We start from the raw sequence: 16376 nt of genomic DNA, 5'->3' as shown, positions 1-16376 counted from the left end.
CGCTCAAACGCCGTGCGGGCTGGAATTGCCGCGCAGCGGCACTATCCAGCCCCGCCGGCGTTTGAGGCGCGGGGTCCAGGCGGAGCCCCAGAGGACGGGTGAAGGGCGGGGCGGGGAGACGGCTCCGCGCAGCGGCACCCTGGCCGCCGGGGCGCTACGGCTGCCGGAGCCCGGTCCATGCCGGGTGGCGGGGGTCGTCCGCGCGGACCAGGACGTCCGCCGCCGACTCCGGCCCGACCTCCCGCGCGTAACGGGCGTACGCCGGCAGGGTCCACCGCTCGGCGGGGTCCGTGCGCCGCCCCAACGCCCCCGCGGACAGGCTGACGTGGACGCTCAGGTCGAAGGGGAACCAGTGCCCCAGCAGCAGCGGCCCGTGCACGATCAGGACCCCGCCCGGCGGGAGCTCCGTGTACGGGCTGCGGGTGGCCCGGTCGGTCACCGGGTCCCACAGGTCCGGCAGGACCCGCCCGCTGCCGCCCGGATCCGTCGGCGCGAACACCTCCCGCCACAGCGCCCCCGTGTCGTACCAGCCTCCGAGGTACGCGTCCACGTCCTCCCGCCCGAACTCGAACCGCAGCGACGCCGGCCGCAGGAACCCCCCGGCCGCCACCACCAGCACCGAGCGCCCCCGCACCCGCAGCGCCTCGGCCAGTTCCCCCGCCAGGACCCCGGTGCCGGCCGCCGGCGCCCCGTCGATGCCCACGCGCCGCCATGTCGGGGCGCCGCCCTCTCCGGGCGCGTCGAGGTGGCCGGCGAGCCGCTCGGCCATCCGCTGCCAGGTGATCGCTTCCAACTTCACGAGCCCATTGTCAGTGGTCGCCCTTAGCGTTTTTCACGAGGGATCACCGGTGGACAGGAGCCGGCGGCCCGACTCTTGGGGAGGGGTCTGTCATGGCGCGGGAGACGACGTACCTGGAGCTGTCGCAGGAGGACGGCGCGGCGCACAAGTTCTACGAGGTGACCGTGGACGGCGTCCTCGTCTCGGTGCGGTACGGCCGCATCGGCGCGGCCGGCCAGCTGCAGAGTTCGTCGTTCCCGACCGCGGAGAAGGCCCGGGCGGCGGCGGCCAAGAAGATCGGCGAGAAGGTCCGCAAGGGGTACGCCCCGGCGGTCCGGGGGGCGCGGGCCGCGCGTCCGGTGACCCGCCGGCAGGTGGCGTCGGCGCCGTCCACGGCGCGCGCGGTGGCGCCGGTGCTGTGGCGTTTCCGCACCGGCTCCGCGGCCTTCGGCATCCATGTGGACGAGGACCGCTGCTGGGTCGGCAACCAGGCGGGGGACGTCTACACCGTGAGCCACGGCGGCGAGGTCCTCGCCCGGTACTCCCTGCCGGACGGGGTGAAGTGCCTGGTCGCGGACGACTTCTGGATCTACGCGGGCTGTGACGACGGCACGGTGTACGACCTGTCGTCGAAGGTGCCCTTCGGGGCGTACGGGATAGCGGCCGACGTGGACATCTACTGGCTCGACATCCACGAGGGCGTGCTCAACGTCTCGGACGCGAACGGCGGCCTGACGGTCATCGACCACGAGGACGAGCACCAGTGGTCGCGCCGTTCCAACGGCAGCGGCGCCTGGATGGTCCGGGCGGACGAGCGGGCGGTGTACCACGGTCACAGCGGCGGCGTGACGGCCTACGCGGCCGACGGCACGGGCCAGTTGTGGCACACGAGGACACCCGGCGGGGTGCTGTTCGGCTGGCAGGAGCAGGACGCGGTGTACGCGGGGACGGTGCGCAACACGGTGCAGCGCCTGTCGAAGGCGACGGGTGCGGTCGAGGCCTCGTACCCGTGCGACACGGCGGTGTACTCGTGCGCGACCTCGCCGGACGGTCGCCACGTGTTCGCCGGTGACTCCTCGTCCTCCGTCTACTGCTTCGACGCCGACGGGCGGCGGCTGTGGAAGCTGGGTACCGGCGGCGGGTCCGCGCTGTCGATGCAGTACCTGGACGAGCGGCTCTACCTGGTCACGACGGACGGCTCGCTGGTGTGCGTGGACGCGAGCGAGGCGGCGATCGCCGCGGCCCAGCAGGGTTCCGTGCCGACGGCCGTGGACGTGAAGTCGGCGGCGGCGCTGCCGGTCTTCACCCCGGCGGCCTCGCCCGCGGCGGTGGCGACGGTCTCGGTGGCTTCCGTGCCGGCGGGCGGGGTGGTGGTCGAGTGCGTCCAGGTGGGCGGCCGGATGCGGGTGCAGGTGGTGTCGCAGGGCTTCGAGCCCAGCTGGAACGTGCAGTTCCCGCGCGGGATCCGGGAGGCCGGGGCCCGGTACGTGGTGGACGGGCTGCACGCGGCGACCGGGGGCTTCTACCGGGTGCGCGGGGAGATACGCCGGCTGGTCTGACGGCCCGCCGGGGGCGGCCGGGGCGGCCCGGGCGGGGGGTGGTGCCGTGGTGGACGGGGGTCTCCACGGCGCCGCTCACCGGCCGTGCGCGGCGCGGCCGCGGGGGGGCGGGGGTCAGGGGGTGTGTTCCGGGCAGCCGCAGAGGGTGGTGCCGAGCGGGGCGGGGGCGGGGACGGCCCAGGGGTCGTCGTCCGCGAGCTCGCAGGTGATGTGGAGGACGACGGGCTCGGTGCCGAGGTTGCGGCCGAGGTGGACGTGGTCGTGGCCGTCGGGTTCGACGAAGGTGGCGCCGGCGGGGTGGACCTCGATGGTGCCGTCGCTCAGGATCCGGGTCAGAGTCCCGGAGGTGACCACCGCCATCAGCGGCACGAGGTGGTAGTGCCAGCCCGTACAGCCCCCGGGAGCGATGACGACCTCCCGGCCCGTGAGGTCCGCGGGGACCCTCGTTCTCGGGCACCGTGCCGTGACCGTCTGCCGTCCGCCCATGTCCGCTCCTCCACGGGCTCGCCGTGGGCCCTCTATCAACTCACGCTAGAGGGAGGTCATGAGGTCCGGCCAGATTTTCCGAATAACCAACAACCCATCTCCGCAAGGTGATATGGGCGCCGGCCGGCGGTATCACAACGGCATGAGTCTCGTCGTCTTCGAGTCACAGAAGCCGATCCACTGCGCCGAGTGCCGGCAGGGCCCCCTGCGGCATCTCGTCCGGGAGTCCGGTGTGCCGCGCTGTCTGGACTGCGCGGACCTCGGGCACCTCGTGTACCTGCCGCGCGGCAACGCGGCGCTCACCCGCCGGGCGCGGGAGGCCAGTTCGCTCTCGGCCGTGGTGGTGCGCCTGCACCGGCGGCGCCGCCGCTACGAGCGTCAGGGACTGCTGGTCGAGGACGCGGCCCTGGCCCGTGCCGAGCGGGCCTGTCTCGCGGACGCCGACGCCCGGGCCCGCCGCCGGGAGCGCGACCGGCTGCGCCGCGCGGCCGAGGACGTACGGTTCACGGCGGCCTTCGCCGCCGAGATCCGCCGGCTGTTCCCCGGCATCCCGCCCGAGCGGGCGCAGGCGATAGCCGCCCACGCCTCGTTGCGCGGCAGTGGCCGGGTCGGCCGCACCGCGGCCGGCCGGGCCCTGGACGAACAGGCGGTGTCGGTGGCGGTCCGGGCTGCGGTGCGTCACACGGACACCGAGTACGACGCGCTGCTGATGTCGGGGGTGCACCGGTTCGAGGCCCGGGCCCGGCTCGCGGCGCGGATCGACGCCATCCTCGACGGCTGGCGTGCGGGTCCCGTCAGCTGACGCGGAAGCGGCGGTAGAGGAGGGCCCCGCCGAGGAGCAGGGCGCCGCTGCCGGGCAGCAGGTAGCCGAGCCCGTCGGAGCCGGTGTGGGCGAGGGCGGCGGGGCTGCCGGGCGGCAGGGACGGGGCCGGCGGGGTGACGGGACGTTCGGTGACGGGGCGTTCGGTGACGGGCGGCAGCGGCTGGGGAGGCTTGCCGCCGGTGGGGGTCTCGCCGTTCACGGAGGTGTTGCCGTGGGAGGCGTTGCCGGCGCCGACGACGCTCACCGAGTTCCCGCTGACGTTCAGCGGCAGGTCGACGGGGAGCTGGATGCCGTTGCCGGACAGCACGCCGGGAGAATCCTTTCCGCCCCCTTCGGCACCGGCCCCTCCCCCGTGGCCCGAGGATCCGGGTTGCGCCGGATGGGAGGGCCTCGGGCCGGGATTCCCGCCGTCGGGGGCCGTGTTGGCACAGCGGTTGCCCGCGGCGGGGTTGAGCACCCCCGCCACGCTCACGGTGTTCCCGCACACGTTCACCGGGACGTGCACCGGCAGCTGCACCAGGTTCCCCGAGAGCAGCCCCGGCGAACGCTCGGCGGACCCGCCCGCGTCCGCGTCGGCGTGGGCGAGGCCGCCCACCCCCGCCACCGCCAGTCCGCCACCCGCGACGATCGCCGCGATCACGCCATTCCGACGACTGTGACGCATCAGTTTTCCTGCCTTCCGGAGGGTTTCAGGGGCGTCGAGCCCGCACCGGAGACAACGCGGTAAACCCATTCGGGTTATAGAGCCGGTAGGCATTTCACTCCATCGTGTACTGGGTAGTGCCTACTTCATGACTGAACGACCGCTGCTCCTGCTGGACGTGGACGGCCCGCTCAACCCCTTCCGGTCCCTCTCCGCGGGCCTGCGCGGCTACACCAGCCACCGCATGCGCCCGGACGTCTGGCTCTCCTACCGCGACCCGGAATCCCGCCGTGCCCGACGGGGTGTGCGGGTACGCCTCCACCCCGCACACGGGGCCCGGCTGCTGGCCCTGCCCTTCGAGATCGCCTGGGCCACCGCCTGGACGCACCAGGCCAACACCCTGATCGCCCCGCGCATCGGGCTGCCCGCCGATCTCCCCGTCGTCGACTGGCCGCAGCTGTTCGCCCGGGACCCGGACGGCCTCTCCTGGAAGACCCGGCACCTGAGCGACTGGGCGGCCGGCCGGCCCTTCGCCTGGGTCGACGACATGATCACCCCGCAGGACCGTGCCTGGGTCAGCGCCCACCACCCGGCCCCGGCCCTCCTGCTGCGCGTCCACCCCCGTCACGGCCTGCGCGACCGCGACTTCACCGCCCTCTCCTCCTGGGCGTCCGGGCTCAGCCCCGCAGGGCGGTGACCGGGTCCGGGGACGGGCGGCCGGTGGGCCACCAGTCGTCCGTCCCCGGGCGGCACTCGTAGGCGTACCAGAGGCCCTCGCGGCCCAGCCGGAGCTGGCGGGTGCGGTCCGTGAGGCGGTTGCGTGCGGGGCGGAAGGAGCCCAGACCGGCGGCGAGCAGGACGGGACGGGCCCGGTCGAAGGGGCCGGCCGGCGGGTCCCACGGCTCGTCGAGGACGGTGAGCGCGGGCAGGCCTCCCTGCCGCCAGGCCGCGGCGGCCCGGGCCAGGTCCGTCGTGGTCCGCCCGGTGGCGCGGGCCAGGTCGCGGTAGAGGGCGCGGGCGGCTCCGGTGAGGCCGGCCGTGGGGTGTGCCGAGGCCAGCCGGACGGCGTCCTGCCAGAGGGTGAGCCCCCCGGTCGGGTCCTCGCCCGTGGTGAGCAGGGCCAGGGCGCGGGCGGCGGCGTCGGTGGCGAGCTGCTCCAGGGCCAGCGGGTCCGGGGCCGCCGGGTCGGACGGGTACGCCGGCGGCGGCCCCGCCACGGCGGGCGCGGCGAGCGGAGCCGGCAGCGGGGGCAGCACGGTCCGGGCCGCCGCCGCGCGCGCCGGGACCCCGGGGAAGTCCGGTACGGCGTCGGGCCGTTCACGCGCGGCGTGGGCGGCGTTGCGCCGGGCCAGGTCGTCCAGGAGCTCGCGCTCGCCCCGGCCGCGCAGGAGCAGCAGGACGAAGGGGTCGGCGTCGAGGAGGCGGGCCGCCCGGTAGCAGAGGGCCGCGGCGTGCTTGCAGGGCGGCCGCGCCGGGTCCGGGCAGGAGCAGCGCGCCCCGAGCTCGCCCGCGCCGGGCAGGATCCGCTCGGCGAGGGACTGCGGGACCTCCCGCTCCAGCAGGGCCGCCAGGGCGGCGGGGTCGGCCGCCACCGCCTCCAGGACCTCGGCCCACTCGGTGTCGGTGAAGGCGCCCAGCGCCAGTTCGGTGCGGTACGGGCGGGGCCTGCTGCCCCGGACGTAGGCCACGATCCGGCCGGGGGTGACGGTGACCGCGTCGACGTGGCCCTCGGCGGCGTACGTCCGCCCGCGGGTGAGCCGGGCCGCGTCCGGCGCACGCTCCTCCAGGGCGCGCACCCAGGCCCGGCCCCACCAGGTCACGGCCTCCACCCCGGCGGGCACGGTCTCGAAGGTGCGGCGGCGGTCGTCCCGCGCGGTGATCATGCGGGCCTCCGCAGCGAGACGAGGTCGGCCAGCTCGCGGTCGGTGAGCTCGGTCAGCGCCGACTCGCCGGAGCCCAGGACGGCGTCGGCGAGGGCGCGTTTGGCGGCGAGGAGTTCGGCGATGCGGTCCTCGACCGTGCCTTCGGCGATGATGCGGTGGACCTGGACGGGCTGGGTCTGGCCGATGCGGTAGGCGCGGTCGGTGGCCTGTTCCTCGACGGCGGGGTTCCACCAGCGGTCGTAGTGGATGACGTGTCCGGCGCGGGTGAGGTTGAGGCCGGTGCCGGCGGCTTTGAGGGAGAGCAGGAAGACGGGGACGTCGCCGGACTGGAAGCGGTCCACGAGTTCCTGGCGGCGGGGCACGGGGGTGCCGCCGTGCAGCAGCTGGGTGGGGACGCCGCGGGCCGCGAGGTGGCGTTCGAGGATCCGGGCCATCGTCACGTACTGGGTGAAGACGAGGACCGAACCGCCCTCGGCCAGGATCGTGTCCAACAGCTCGTCGAGCAGGGCGAGTTTGCCCGAGCGGTGCGGAATACGCGGCTCCGGCTCCCGTAGGTACTGGGCCGGGTGGTTGCAGATCTGCTTGAGCGAGGCCAGCAGCTTCATGATCATGCCGCGGCGCCCGATGCCCTCGCTCCCCTCGATCACGGCCATCGCCTCCTGCACCGCCGCCTGGTAGAGCGAGACCTGTTCCCGGGTCAGGGACACCGGATGGTCGGTCTCGGTCTTCGGCGGCAGCTCGGGCGCGATACCGGGGTCGGACTTCTTGCGGCGCAACAGGAACGGCCGCACCAGCGCCGCCAGCCGGGCGACGGCCGCCTCGTTGCCCCCGTCCTCCTCCTGCTGGTGTTCCACCGGGCGGGCATGGCGGGCCCGGAAGGCGGTGAGCGGACCCAGCAGCCCGGGCGTGGTCCAGTCGAGCAGCGCCCACAGCTCGGAGAGGTTGTTCTCGACCGGGGTGCCGGTCAGCGCCACCCGCGCCGGGGCCGGTATCGTGCGCAGCGCCTTGGCGGTCGCCGAATGCGGGTTCTTGACGTGCTGGGCCTCGTCGGCGACGACCAGTCCCCAGCTCTGGGCGGCGAGCCGGGCGGCCGAGGCGCGCATGGTCCCGTACGTGGTGAGGACGAAGCCGCCCCCGAGGGAGTCCAGGCTGCGGTCCCCGCCGTGGAATCGGCGCACCGGGGTGCCGGGCGCGAACTTCTCGATCTCCCGCTGCCAGTTCCCCAGCAGCGACGCCGGACACACCACCAGCGTCGGTTCGGGGCGGGCCCGGTGCAGGTGCAGCGCGATCAGCGTGACCGTCTTGCCCAGCCCCATGTCATCGGCCAGGGTTCCGCCCAGCCCCAGCGAGGTCATCAGGTCCAGCCACGCCAGCCCCCGCAGCTGGTAGTCCCGCAACGTCGCCCTCAACCCCGCCGGAGCCGCCACCGGGGACAGCTCGCCCGTCAACCGGTCCCGCAGGGACGCCAGCGCCCCCACCGGAACGGCCTCGACCGCCTCCCCGTCGACCTCGGCGGTCCCCGTCAGGACGGTGGCCAGCGCGTCGACCGGGTCCAGCAGCCCGAGCTCCCGCTTGCGGGCCTTGCGGACGAGCTCCGGATCGACCCGCACCCACTGGTCGCGCAGCCGCACCACCGGGCGGTGGGCCTGCGCGAGCGCGTCCATCTCCGACGGGGTGAGCCGGTCGCCGCCCAGCGCGAGCTCCCAGGAGAAGGCGAACAGCCCGGCGGCGTCGAAGAAGGCGGTGCCGTCGGTGGCGGAGCCGGGCGCGGCCTGCCGTACGACGGCGGTCGCGGTGAGCGTACGGGCGAGCTCGCGCGGCCAGTGCACCAGGACGCCGGCCCGCTCCAGCCGCGTCGCCGCGGTGCCCAGCAGGTCTTCGAGCTCCGGGTCCGACAGCGCGAGGGCGTCGGGCACGGGCTGGTCGAGCAGGCGCAGCAGCGGCGGCCAGATCCGGCCGGCCCGGCGCAGCGCGAGCACGGCGTCGATCCGGGCCCGGGGGCCGAACCCGGCCGCGGCGGCCCCGGCCCACAGCGCCCCGGCGTCCGTCACCAGGGTCGGGTCGGCGAGGCTGTGCACCTGGACCACGGCGGCCCCGGCGCGGTGGACGTCCTCCGGCTCGGCCTCCTCGAACAGCCGGAAGGCGGACAGGTCGAGCCGCAGGGAGATCCCCACCCCGGCATCGGCGCCGGCCGCGACCTGCTCGGCCCACTCCCGTATCCCTGGCACCGGCTGCGGTTCCGCGGCGGCGAACGGCAGCCCGGCGGCGAACGGCGCGGCGGGGGTGCGGGGCAGGGTGTCGGCGACGGCGTCGAGGAAGGCCCGGACCAGGGCCTGCGGCTCGGGCAGCGCCAGCGGGCGGCGCCCGGCGAGCGGGGTGGCGTACCCCTCGTACGGGAGGGCGGCGGCGACGGCGCGCAGGTACCCGACGTCGTCGGCGTCGAGCGGCCCGGCACGCCAGGCGTCGACCCCGTCGGGGGTGAGGCCGGGCAGCAGGCGGCCCCGCGCGGCGAGGACCAGGGCCTGCACGGCGGCGGTGCCCCAGGCGCGGGTGGCGGGATGGGCGGCGGGGCTACGGGCCGCCCGGGCGAGCAGGGGCAGGGCCTCGGCCACGGGCAGGGTCACGGCGGGCACGGTGCGGGTGCGGACCCCGGAGCCGTGCGGGCGCACCACCTGGAGCGGGTGCGGGGTGCCGACGCCCTCGGGCAGCGGTTCCCCTTCGGGGCACCAGAAGGCCATCCGCCCCTCGCGGGGGACGGCCGCGGGGAGGAACACGGCGGCCCGGCGCAGCAGCGGCTGCGGCGGCTGCGCTTGCGACTGCATGGACATCAGCGTCCCCCCTCCCTGGTGCTCGGCTCCGCCCGGTCATGGCGGTTCCACTGCCGCCGAGTCTAGGCGGGGCCACTGACAACCGCGCTGACCTGTGCATACGCAAGACCGGCGGGGCGTGGCACGATGGAAGGGAGGTCCCCGTCAGGGCGAGGCGATGACCATGCGTACCGGGAACGAGCCCCTGACCGCGCGCAGCCCGCTGCGGCTGCGGTTCTGGCTCAGCGTGTGGGGCCTGATCTGGGCCGCCGCGGGGGCGGCCGCCTTCTCACTGGCCGACCGGCCCGGGTGGGCCGCGGCCTGCGCGGCGCTGGCGGTACTGGCCGCCGTGGACCTGGCGGTCGTGGTACGGCACATCCACCAGGGCCCGCACTACCAGCCGGGCCCGGACATCCCCCCATACGAGCCCCCACGCAGCCGCTGACCCCCGGGCCACCGCCCCCCGCCTCGGCCCGCCACCCCCGGACACCGAACATCCGCCCACCGAAGCGAGAGCCGAACCGCCCACCTTGAACGCCAGGGCACCAACCGCCCGAACCCGAGCCCCTGACATGGGCCGCCGGAGACGGTCGTCGGCCTTGGCCGCCGGGCTTCCGGCCGCCGGTGCCGGGCACCGAGCCGCCGGTCTTGAACGGCAGGCTTCCGACCTTCGACCGCCCGAGGACGCCGGGGTCGTGGCCGGGACGCCGGCCTCGACCGGCGGGGTGTCAGCCCTCGAAGCGGGCCGCCGCCACGTACTCGGGCTGTGGGTCGAGGGCGGCGGCGAGCCGGAAGTGGCGGCGGGCCTGCTCGGGTCGGCCGGCCCGCTCGTGGGTGCGGGCCAGCGCGAAGTGGGCGAAGGCGTTGTCCGGCTCCCGCTCCAGGACCAGCTCGAACTCCAGCTGCGCGGGTCGCAGCTGGGCCGTCGCGAAGAAGGCCCGGGCGCGCAGCAGCCGGGCCGCGGTGTTCTCGGGGTGGGCGGCTATGACGGAGTCGAGCAGCCGGACCGCGCCGCGCGGGTCCCGGGCGGCGAGGAGCTGCTCGGCGGCCCGGTAGTCGATGACGTGCGTCTCGGGGCTCGCGTGGCCGGACGGGCCGGGCCCGGAGGGCTCCGGGACGGACGGAGACGGGGGCGTGGTATCGGACACGGTACTTTCCTTCCCTCTGCGCATGCGTTCAACGCGCGCCCCGGCCACGGCTGTTCCCCGGTCCGGCCGACGTACCCAGGGCCCCGCCACGGCTGTTCCCGGGTCCTACCCGGCGTGCCCCAGGCCCCGCCACGGCCGGGCCCGAGGCCGGCCACGGCTGTTGCCCGGTCCGGCCCCGACTCTTCACTGGGCTCTGCAACGACCGCGCCCCGGGCCCACCGCGAGTGCGCCGCCGCCCCAGCGCGCTTCCGCCCGCCACGACGCTCGCCCGGCCCGCCACGAGCCCTCCGCCGCCCCACGGCCACGACTGGCCCACCGCTTCGAAGCCACCGCCCGCACCGCGAACGGGCCCCCGCCACCGCACAGCCGCGCGCCTGCGTCGCCCCACGGCCACGACCGGTCGGCCACCCCGGAGCCGCCGCCCGCGTGGACGTTCCGTTACTCCGCCGGCGCCCCAGGCTCCGTGTGCGCCCCCGCGCGGGCCGTGAGGTGCTGCCAGACCGTGCGTACCTGGGGCTCCAGCGCCTCCAGCGGGCCGTCGTTGTCGATCACCAGCGTGGCCACCGCCAGCCGCTGTTCGCGGGTTGCCTGCGCGGCCATTCGGGCGCGGGCCTCCTCCTCGGTCATCCCGCGCAGCGCGGTCAGCCGGGCCAGCTGCGTGCCGGGCGCCGCGTCCACCACGACGACCAGGTCGTACAGGGGCGCGAGCCCGTTCTCCGCGAGGAGCGGGACGTCGTGCACCACGATCGCGTCGGGTCCCGCCGCCCCCTCCAGCTCGGCGGACCGGGCCCCGACCAGGGGGTGCACGATCGCGTTCAGTGTCGCCAGCTTCTCGGGGTCGGCGAAGACGATCGCCCCCAGCTTCGGCCGGTCCAGCGCCCCTGCGGGGGTCAGCACGGAGTCCCCGAAGGCCTCCACGACGGCCGCGAGCCCGGGCGTACCGGGCTCCACGACCTCCCGTGCGATCCGGTCGGCGTCCACGATGACCGCCCCGTACCCCGCCAGCAGCCGCGAGACCTCGCTCTTGCCGGCACCGATTCCGCCCGTCAGGCCCACCTTCAGCATGCCCAGCACCCTAGCGCCCCGGCTCCGGACGGCTCCGGCCGCATCCCCCGGAGTCCCGGAGTCCGCTACGCCTCGCCCTCGCGCTCCGCGAGGAACCGCTCGAACTCGCGGCCGATCTCGTCCGCCGTCGGGATCTCGGCCGGCTCGGCGATCATGTTGCCCCGGGTCTCGGCCCCGGCGGCGGCGTCGTACTGGTGCTCCAGCCCCTGGACCAGGCTGACGAGTTCCTCGTCGCCCTCCCGGATCTGGCGGTCGATCTCGGTCTGGGTGCGGTGCGCCTCGGTGCGCAGGGCGTGGGCGACGGCCGGCAGGACCAGGCCGGTCGCGGCCGTGATCGCCTCCAGCGCGGTCAGCGCCGCGTCGGGGTAGGGGGAGCGGGCGACGTAGTGCGGCACGTGCGCCGCGACGCCGAGCACGTCGTGCCCGGCCTGGCCGAGGCGGAACTCGACCAACGACTGGGCGCTGCCCGGCACCTGGGCCTCGTCGAAGGGGCTGCGGTGGCCGGGCATGAGGTCGGTGCGGTTGCCGTGCGGGGTGATGCCGACGGGCCGGGTGTGCGGGACGCCCATGGGGATGCCGTGGAAGTTGACCGAGATCCGGACGCCGAGGCGCTCGACGATCTGCCGGACGGCGACGGCGAAGCGCTCCCACTCCACGTCCGGCTCGGGGCCGGAGAGCAGCAGGAAGGGCGCGCCGGTGGCGTCCTGGACGAGACGGACCTCCAGCCGGGGCTCCTCGAACTCCGTCCAGTGGTCGCGCTGGAAGGTCAGCAGCGGGCGGCGGGCCCGGTAGTCCACGAGGCGGTCGGCGTCGAAGCGGGCGACCACCTGGTGGGGCAGGGTGTCGAGCAGCCGCTCGACGATCTGTTCCCCGGTCTCGCCGGCGTCGATGTACCCGTCGAAGTGGTAGAGCATGACCAGTCCGGCCGAGTCCTGGGCGAGCGCCAGGTCGGCCACCGCCAGACCCTTGGCGTCCCATTCGTACAGACCCTGTGGATCAAGCACCCTCACCACTCCTCCCTCTTGCCGTGTTCTCTGCAAAGAACGTCCAAGGACGCCCCGCCATTCCCCAGTTGGCCGTATTCACCGGAACGCAACACAAGAACGCGACGAGGCCCGCCCCCCGGAGGGGACGGGCCTCGTCGTTCAGCTCACTTCACGCCGGAGCGTGGAGCACTCGCTGCGCTGCGATCAGCTCTGGCCGCCGGCCAGCTTCTCGCGGAGCGCGGCCAGGGCCTCGTCGGACGCCAGGGCGCCGGAGGTCTCGTCCGCACCCTCGGAGGAGTAGGAGCCACCGGAGATGCCCGCACCGGCGTTGCCACCGGCGGCCGGGGCGGTCTCGCCCGCGGCGGCAGCGGCCTCGTCGGCCTCGCGGCTCTTGATGACCTGCGCCTGGTGCTGCTCGAAGCGGACCTGCGCCTCGGCGTACTGGCGCTCCCACGTCTCGCGCTGGGTCTCGTAGCCCTCGAGCCAGTCGTTGGTCTCGGGGTCGAAGCCCTCGGGGTAGATGTAGTTGCCCTGGTCGTCGTAGGACGCGGCCATGCCGTACAGGGTCGGGTCGAACTCGACCGACGCCGGGTCGGCACCGAAGGACTCGTTGGCCTGCTTGAGGGACAGCGAGATCCGGCGACGCTCCAGGTCGATGTCGATGACCTTGACGAAGATCTCGTCGTTGACCTGGACGACCTGCTCCGGGATCTCCACGTGGCGCTCGGCCAGCTCGGAGATGTGGACCAGACCCTCGATGCCCTCGTCCACGCGGACGAACGCACCGAACGGAACCAGCTTGGTGACCTTACCCGGGACGACCTGGCCGATCTGGTGGGTCCGGGCGAACTGCTGCCACGGGTCCTCCTGCGTCGCCTTCAGCGACAGGGAGACGCGCTCGCGGTCCATGTCCACGTCGAGAACCTCGACGGTGACCTCCTGGCCGACCTCGACGACCTCGGACGGGTGGTCGATGTGCTTCCAGGACAGCTCGGAGACGTGCACGAGGCCGTCGACGCCGCCCAGGTCCACGAACGCACCGAAGTTGACGATCGAGGAGACGACGCCGGAGCGGACCTGACCCTTCTGCAGGGTGGTGAGGAACGTCTGGCGGACCTCGGACTGGGTCTGCTCGAGCCAGGCGCGGCGGGACAGGACCACGTTGTTGCGGTTCTTGTCCAGCTCGATGATCTTCGCCTCGAGCTCCTTGCCCACGTAGGGCTGGAGGTCGCGGACGCGACGCATCTCGACCAGCGAGGCCGGGAGGAAGCCGCGGAGGCCGATGTCGAGGATGAGACCACCCTTGACGACCTCGATGACGGTACCGGTGACGATGCCGTCTTCTTCCTTGATCTTCTCGATCGTGCCCCAGGCACGCTCGTACTGAGCGCGCTTCTTGGACAGGATCAGGCGGCCTTCCTTGTCCTCCTTCTGGAGAACCAGGGCCTCGATCTCGTCACCGACCTTGACGACCTCGTTCGGGTCGACGTCGTGCTTGATCGAGAGCTCGCGGCTCGGGATCACGCCTTCCGTCTTGTAACCGATGTCGAGCAGGACCTCGTCCCGGTCGACCTTCACGATGACGCCGTCGACGATGTCGCCGTCGTTGAAGTACTTGATCGTCTCGTCGATCGCGGCCAGGAAGGCTTCCGCGTTACCGATGTCGTTGACCGCTACCTGCGGAGTGGTGGTGGCGGTGGTCTCGGTGCTGCTCGTCATGTGGGAAAGGGCTCCGGTTACGGACAGAAAGTCGTAGGTACTGCTACGCCGGGAGCCCTTATCGGCATCTGCCGAAGAAGCCGGACAGCCAAGGAAGCCCATCCCCCGCAAGGGGTAGGGGCCTCGAAAACCGAGGGGACATTCAACAGATGCAAGCGCAGCCTGCTACGTCTGAGGAGCACAGGCTCGCAGCGCAACTTGTAGCATACGGGGGCAGCCGGACAGGGTCAATGCGCGAAGGCGCACACCGCGGGCGGATCGCCTCATAACCGGCACAATTCGTGGGCGGGAACGCCCCGATGAGCGATCCGCACGAATTTTCAGCCGTCCGGGCCATACCAGCCATCCGCAGACTACGACGACGGGCCCCATGAACCAAGAGGACTGCGCCCCCGAAGACGCCTACGCGTACGCGGGCGAGGACGCGTACGAGGACGACGCCGACGACGCCGAGGCCACCCGGCGCGAGGCCGGGGAGGCGGAGAGCAGCCGCGCGAGCCGCGGCTGGTGGGACCGCAACGCCGACGAGTACCAGAGCGAGCACGGCGCCTTCCTCGGCGACGACCGCTTCGTCTGGGGGCCGGAGGGCCTCGACGAGGCGGAGGCCGCCCTGCTGGGCCCCGCCGCCTCCCTCAAGGGCAAGGACGTCCTGGAGATCGGTGCCGGCGCCGCCCAGTGCTCCCGCTGGCTCGCCGCGCAGGGGGCCCGCCCCGTGGCGCTGGACCTCTCGCACCGCCAGCTCCAGCACGCCCTGCGCATCGGCGGCGACGTCCCCCTGGTCGAGGCCGACGCCGCCCGGCTGCCGTTCCGCGACGGCTCCTTCGACCTCGCCTGCTCCGCCTACGGGGCCGTCCCCTTCGTCGCCGACCCGGTGAACGTCATGCGCGAGGTGCGCCGCGTGCTGCGCCCCGGCGGCCGCTGGGTCTTCTCGGTCACCCACCCCATCCGCTGGGCGTTCCCCGACGAACCCGGCCCCGAGGGGCTCTCGGTGGCCGCCTCCTACTTCGACCGGACCCCGTACGTCGAGCAGGACGAACAGGGCCGCGCCGTCTACGTCGAGCACCACCGCACCCTCGGCGACCGGGTCCGCGACGTGGTCGCGGGCGGCTTCCGGCTGCTGGACCTGGTGGAACCGGAGTGGCCGGAGTGGAACGCGCAGGAGTGGGGCGGCTGGTCCCCGCTGCGCGGCAACCTGATCCCGGGGACGGCGATCTTCGTGTGCGAGAGGGACTGAGCCCTTGATCCGCCGGTCCACCCTCGACTCCCTTCCCGTACGCGAGGCCGTGCCCGCCCTGACCCGGGCGCTGGACGACCACGGCACGGCCGTGCTGTGCGCCCCGCCCGGCACCGGCAAGACCACGCTGGTCCCGCTGGTGCTGGCCGGGCTGGTGGGCGGGGGCCCGCGGCGGCGGGTGGTCGTCGCGGAGCCCCGGCGGATCGCCGCCCGGGCGGCGGCCCGGCGGATGGCCTGGCTGCTCGGCGGGGCCGTCGGGGAGGCGGTGGGGTTCACCGTGCGCGGGGAGCGGCTCGTGGGCCGCGACACCCTCGTGGAGGTGGTGACCACCGGCGTCCTGCTCCAGCGGCTCCAGCGCGACCAGGAGCTGGCCGGGGTGGACGTGGTGGTGCTGGACGAGTGCCACGAGCGGCACCTGGACGCCGACACCGTCGCCGCCTTCCTGCTGGACGTACGCGAGACCCTGCGCCCGGAGCTGCGCCTGGTCGCGGCCTCGGCGACGACCGACGCGGCCGGGTGGGCGCGGCTGCTGGGGGATGCTCCGGTGGTGGAGGCGGCGGGGGTCTCGTACCCGGTGGAGACGGTGTGGGCGCCGCCGGCCCGGCCGGTGCGGGCGCCCCACGGGATGCGGGTGGATCCGGCGCAGCTGGCGCACGTGGCGTCGGTGGTGCGGCGGGCGCTGGCGGAACGTTCCGGCGATGTGCTGTGCTTCCTGCCCGGTGTGGGCGAGATCGCCCGGGTGGCCGGGCAGCTGGGCGGCGTGGACGCGGAGGTGCTCCAGGTCCACGGCCGGGCCCCGGCTGCGGTGCAGGAGGCGGCGCTGACGGCCGCGCCGCACCGCCGGGTGATCCTGGCGACGGCGGTCGCGGAGTCGAGCCTGACCGTGCCGGGCGTACGGGTGGTCGTGGACTCGGGGCTGGCCCGCGAGCCGCGCGTGGACCACGCCCGGGGGCTGGGCGCGCTGGCGACCGTACGGGCCTCGCGCGCGGCGGGCCGCCAGCGGGCGGGGCGGGCCGGGCGGGAGGCGCCGGGCACGGTGTACCGGTGCTGGGCCGAGGCGGAGGACGGGCGGCTGCCGGCCTTCCCCTCCCCCGAGATCCGGATCGCGGACCTGGCGCAGTTCGCGCTGCAGGCCGCCTGCTGGGGCGACCCGGACGCGTCGGGGCTCGCGCTGCTGGACGCGCCGCCGGCCGGGGCGATGGCGGCCGCGCGGGAGGTGCTGCTCGCGGTGGGCGCGGTGTCCGC

At 74.6% G+C, this 16376-nt stretch carries 15 protein-coding genes; 6 read left to right on the top strand and 9 right to left on the bottom strand.

The features are described 5' to 3' along the window. Nucleotides 1–154 precede the first annotated feature (154 nt). On the bottom strand, nt 155–799 hold the full coding sequence (locus tag AB0F18_RS33810) for a uridine kinase (RefSeq protein ID WP_362067621.1): 645 nt from the start codon (nt 797–799) through the stop codon (nt 155–157). A gap of 92 nt (nt 800–891) precedes the next feature. On the opposite strand from AB0F18_RS33810, the gene AB0F18_RS33805 reads away from it, so the two are divergent. Next, the gene (locus tag AB0F18_RS33805) at nt 892–2337 is read left to right on the top strand and encodes a WGR domain-containing protein (protein WP_362067619.1); all 1446 of its coding nucleotides are present in this window, start codon (nt 892–894) and stop codon (nt 2335–2337) included. Nucleotides 2338–2451: 114 nt separating this feature from the next. Here the strand turns inward: AB0F18_RS33805 and AB0F18_RS33800 are convergent, their stop codons facing one another. Further along, nucleotides 2452–2823, bottom strand: a complete 372-nt coding sequence (locus tag AB0F18_RS33800) for a hypothetical protein (RefSeq protein WP_362067617.1) — start codon at nt 2821–2823, stop codon at nt 2452–2454. A gap of 142 nt (nt 2824–2965) precedes the next feature. Here AB0F18_RS33800 and AB0F18_RS33795 point away from each other — a divergent pair, with 142 nt between their 5' ends. After that, entirely contained in the window at nt 2966–3625 is a 660-nt protein-coding gene (locus tag AB0F18_RS33795; protein WP_362067615.1) for a DUF2293 domain-containing protein, read from the top strand. Here the strand turns inward: AB0F18_RS33795 and AB0F18_RS33790 are convergent. Then, nucleotides 3618–4310, bottom strand: coding sequence for a chaplin family protein (locus AB0F18_RS33790; RefSeq protein WP_362067613.1), 693 nt, complete (start codon nt 4308–4310; stop codon nt 3618–3620). The two genes, AB0F18_RS33795 and AB0F18_RS33790, sit on opposite strands and share 8 nt — an antisense overlap. Before the next feature lie 127 nt (nt 4311–4437). Here AB0F18_RS33790 and AB0F18_RS33785 point away from each other — a divergent pair, with 127 nt between their 5' ends. Next, the gene (locus AB0F18_RS33785) at nt 4438–4986 is read left to right on the top strand and encodes a hypothetical protein (RefSeq protein ID WP_362067611.1); all 549 of its coding nucleotides are present in this window, start codon (nt 4438–4440) and stop codon (nt 4984–4986) included. On the opposite strand, the gene AB0F18_RS33780 is transcribed toward AB0F18_RS33785, so the two are convergent. Both AB0F18_RS33780 and AB0F18_RS33775 read right to left on the bottom strand, forming a co-directional pair. Beyond that, nucleotides 4967–6172 (bottom strand): SWIM zinc finger family protein, encoded by a 1206-nt coding sequence (locus AB0F18_RS33780; RefSeq protein WP_362067609.1) that lies wholly within the window; start codon nt 6170–6172, stop codon nt 4967–4969. The two genes, AB0F18_RS33785 and AB0F18_RS33780, sit on opposite strands and share 20 nt — an antisense overlap. After that, entirely contained in the window at nt 6169–8994 is a 2826-nt protein-coding gene (locus tag AB0F18_RS33775) for an SNF2-related protein (protein WP_362067607.1), read from the bottom strand. Before AB0F18_RS33775 ends, AB0F18_RS33780 begins: the two co-directional genes overlap by 4 nt. 169 nt (nt 8995–9163) lie before the next feature. Here AB0F18_RS33775 and AB0F18_RS33770 point away from each other — a divergent pair, with 169 nt between their 5' ends. Then, nucleotides 9164–9424 (top strand): DUF6343 family protein, encoded by a 261-nt coding sequence (locus tag AB0F18_RS33770; RefSeq protein WP_362067625.1) that lies wholly within the window; start codon nt 9164–9166, stop codon nt 9422–9424. Between the two features lie 283 nt (nt 9425–9707). On the opposite strand, the gene AB0F18_RS33765 is transcribed toward AB0F18_RS33770, so the two are convergent. The 4 genes from AB0F18_RS33765 to rpsA all read right to left on the bottom strand — a co-directional run bounded on the left by AB0F18_RS33765 (nt 9708) and on the right by rpsA (nt 13897). Then, on the bottom strand, nt 9708–10040 hold the full coding sequence (locus AB0F18_RS33765; RefSeq protein ID WP_362067623.1) for a tetratricopeptide repeat protein: 333 nt from the start codon (nt 10038–10040) through the stop codon (nt 9708–9710). A gap of 525 nt (nt 10041–10565) precedes the next feature. Beyond that, a complete protein-coding gene (coaE, locus tag AB0F18_RS33760; RefSeq protein WP_362067605.1) occupies nt 10566–11192 on the bottom strand; it encodes a dephospho-CoA kinase in 627 nt (208 codons plus the stop codon). Between the two features lie 65 nt (nt 11193–11257). After that, nucleotides 11258–12196, bottom strand: a complete 939-nt coding sequence (locus tag AB0F18_RS33755) for a PAC2 family protein (protein ID WP_362067603.1) — start codon at nt 12194–12196, stop codon at nt 11258–11260. A 186-nt stretch (nt 12197–12382) separates the two neighbouring features. Continuing rightward, the gene (rpsA, locus tag AB0F18_RS33750; RefSeq protein ID WP_042812805.1) at nt 12383–13897 is read right to left on the bottom strand and encodes a 30S ribosomal protein S1; all 1515 of its coding nucleotides are present in this window, start codon (nt 13895–13897) and stop codon (nt 12383–12385) included. 370 nt (nt 13898–14267) lie between these two features. On the opposite strand from rpsA, the gene AB0F18_RS33745 reads away from it, so the two are divergent. Continuing rightward, nucleotides 14268–15131: a class I SAM-dependent methyltransferase gene (locus AB0F18_RS33745; protein ID WP_362067601.1), complete on the top strand. Its 864-nt coding sequence runs from the start codon at nt 14268–14270 to the stop codon at nt 15129–15131. A 4-nt stretch (nt 15132–15135) separates the two neighbouring features. After that, nucleotides 15136–16376: DEAD/DEAH box helicase (locus AB0F18_RS33740; RefSeq protein ID WP_362067599.1), on the top strand; the 1241-nt coding region annotated here is incomplete at its 3' end.

Origin of the sequence: Streptomyces sp. NPDC029216 (assembly GCF_040648015.1) — a bacterium.
In the GTDB taxonomy this organism is placed as follows: Bacteria; Actinomycetota; Actinomycetes; order Streptomycetales; family Streptomycetaceae; genus Streptomyces.
The sequence above is the reverse complement of the archived record's forward strand: the minus strand, read 5'-3'. Positions and strand labels throughout refer to the sequence as shown.